This is a genomic window from Nocardioides taihuensis, assembly GCF_042657275.1.
Lineage (GTDB): Bacteria > Actinomycetota > Actinomycetes > Propionibacteriales > Nocardioidaceae > Nocardioides > Nocardioides taihuensis.
Genome location: NZ_JBHSKD010000020.1, coordinates 1 through 2,594 on the forward strand (window position 1 = coordinate 1; position 2,594 = coordinate 2,594).

A 2,594-nucleotide genomic window follows, 5' to 3' on the forward strand; every position below is an offset into this window, starting at 1 on the left:
AGCGTCAGTCAGCACTGCAGAACGCGACATGCGTCAACAATCACGGCTCGACCCTGCGTTCTTTGAGTGTGCCAGCCTGAAGTGGCCCCACTTGGAGGCCTAGTGCTGGCTTGAAGTGGCCCCACCCTCGACCTACCGGTCCCCGTACTTTCGTGTCCGTCTGCCAAGGCGAACCACGAGATGTCTGGGGTGAAAGTGAGATCGAGAGTGGAGCAGTTCGAACGTATCCGACGTGATGCCCGCGATGAAGATATGTCGATCAGGGCGCTCGCGGACAAGCACCAGGTCCATCGCCGCACGGTCCGGGCCGCGCTCGCGGACGCGGTCCCACCGGTGCGGAAGCCACCGGCGCGGACCGCGCCGGTGCTGGGTCCCTTCGAGGACCTGATCCGGGGCTGGTTGGTCGCGGACCTAACGGCGCCGAGGAAGCAGCGCCACACCGCACGCCGGGTCTGGCAGCGTCTGCTCGAGGAGCACCAGGCGGTGGTAGCCGAGTCCAGTGTCCGCAACCTTGTCGCGCAACTGAAGCTGGAAGTCAGCGGCGCGACGACGCAGGTGATGATCCCGCAGACCCACCCGCCGGCCGAAGAGGCCGAGGTCGACTTCGGCGAGTTCCAGGCCGTGATCGGCGGGGTGGTGATGAAGCTGTTCATGTTTGTCCTGCGTCTGTCGCACTCGGGCAAGGCGGTCCACGTGGCGTATGCGAACCAGTCGCAGGAGTCGTTCCTCGATGGCCATGTCCGCGCGTTCGAAGCCCTGGGTGGGGTGCCGGTCGGGATGATCCGCTACGACAACCTCACCCCGGCGGTGATCCGGGTCGCGCTGGGCAGAGAACGGTTGGAGAACCCGAGGTTCGTCGCGTTGCGTAGCCACTACGGCTACGACTCGTTCTTCTGTATCCCCGGTATCGACGGGGCACATGAGAAGGGCGGTGTCGAGGGAGAGATCGGCCGGTTCCGTCGCCGTCACCTGACCCCGGTCCCGCACGTGGGATCCCTCGCGGCGCTCAATGCCGCGTTGGCGGCCGCGGACCTGCGTGACGACGCTCGTCGTATCGGCGCGCGTGCTGAGACCGTCGGGGTAGGCGCCGCCCGGGAGCAGCCCTTGCTGCGTCCGTTGCCCGAGGTCGCCTTCGAGGTCGCCGCGTCGTTGTCGTGCCGCGTCGATGCCAAGGCGCGGGTCTGTGTGCGGCAGTCCCACTACTCGGTCCCGGCCCGCTACGCGGGCCGAAGGCTCGAGGTCCGACTCGGCGCCACCACCGTGATCGCGTTGGATGCCGGCACCGTCGTGGCCACCCACACCAGGTCGCTACACAAGGGCACCGAGGACCTCGTCCTGGACCACTACCTCGAGGTCCTGGGCCGCAAACCCGGCGCGTTGGCCGGAGCGACAGCGCTGGTGGCCGCGCGAGCATCCGGGGCCTTCACCCCTGCCCATCAACGGTTCTGGGACGCCGCACGACGTGGGCTGGGCGACGGGCCAGGGACCCGCGCCCTGGTAGGAGTCCTGCTCCTGCACCGCACCATGTCGATCGCAGCGGTGAGTGCGGGGATGGACACGGCGGTGGCGATGAGCAACTTCGATCCCGACCTCGTCGCTGTCGAGGCCCGTCGCTCGATGCTCGCCACCATCACCCCGATCCCGGTGCCACTGCCGCCGACGGCCGGACCCACCGCCGCGATCGATCGACCGGCGCCGTCGCTGGCCGACTACGACCAACTCCTGAGAGAAGCCACCGCATGACCACCAAGACCAGCACCAAGCCCACCCCCGCTGCGGCTGCGCCGCCGGCGCTGTCCGCGTTGTCGGACCCCGCCGCCGAAGCCGCGATCCACACCGCGTGCCGGACCCTGCTGCTGCCCACGGTGCGCACCGAGGCCGTCGCGATGGCGACCGCGGCAGCCAAGCAGCGCCTGTCGCACAAGGCGTTCCTGGCCGAGGTCCTCCTGGCCGAGTGCGACGAGCGCGATGCCCGCCGCCAGGTCCGTCGGGTCAAGGAAGCCAAGTTTCCTCGCACCAAGCGCCTGACCGAGTTCGACACCCGCGCGTTGCCAGATCTGCCCCCAGCGACGCTGGCGCACCTGGCATCCGGGGGCTGGATCGACAAGGGCGAACCGCTGGTCCTGCTCGGTGACTCCGGGACCGGGAAGACCCACCTCCTCATCGCGTTGGGCACCGCCGCGGCCGAGCAAGGCAGACGGGTCCGCTACGTCACGACCGCGGCCCTGGTCAACGAGCTCGTCGAGGCCGCCGACGACAAAGAGCTCTCCCGCGTCGTGGGCCGCTACGCCCGACTCGACCTGCTCTGCCTCGACGAACTGGGCTACGTCCACCTGGATCCCCGCGGCGCGGAGCTGCTGTTCCAGATCATCACCGCCCGCGAGGAACGAGCATCGATCGCGTGCGCGTCGAACGCGCCGTTCTCGGAATGGGGCGCCACGTTCACCGACCCCCGCCTGGCCGCCGCCGTCGTGGACCGGCTCACCTTCAACGCCCACATCATCCAGACCGGCAGCGCCTCCTACCGACTCAACGCCACCACCCGAGCCAGGAAGGAGAACACCATGACCTGACCCCCCCCCCCCCCCCCCCCG

At 69.0% G+C, this 2,594-nt stretch carries 2 protein-coding genes; both read left to right on the forward strand.

The features are described 5' to 3' along the window. The first annotated feature begins 195 nt into the window (after window positions 1-195). A complete protein-coding gene (istA, locus tag ACFPGP_RS16015; protein WP_378591766.1) occupies window positions 196-1,743 on the forward strand; it encodes an IS21 family transposase in 1,548 nt (515 codons plus the stop codon). Further along, entirely contained in the window at window positions 1,740-2,573 is an 834-nt protein-coding gene (istB, locus tag ACFPGP_RS16020) for an IS21-like element helper ATPase IstB (RefSeq protein ID WP_378591764.1), read from the forward strand. The genes istA and istB overlap by 4 nt, the downstream gene beginning before the upstream one ends. Window positions 2,574-2,594 lie beyond the last annotated feature (21 nt).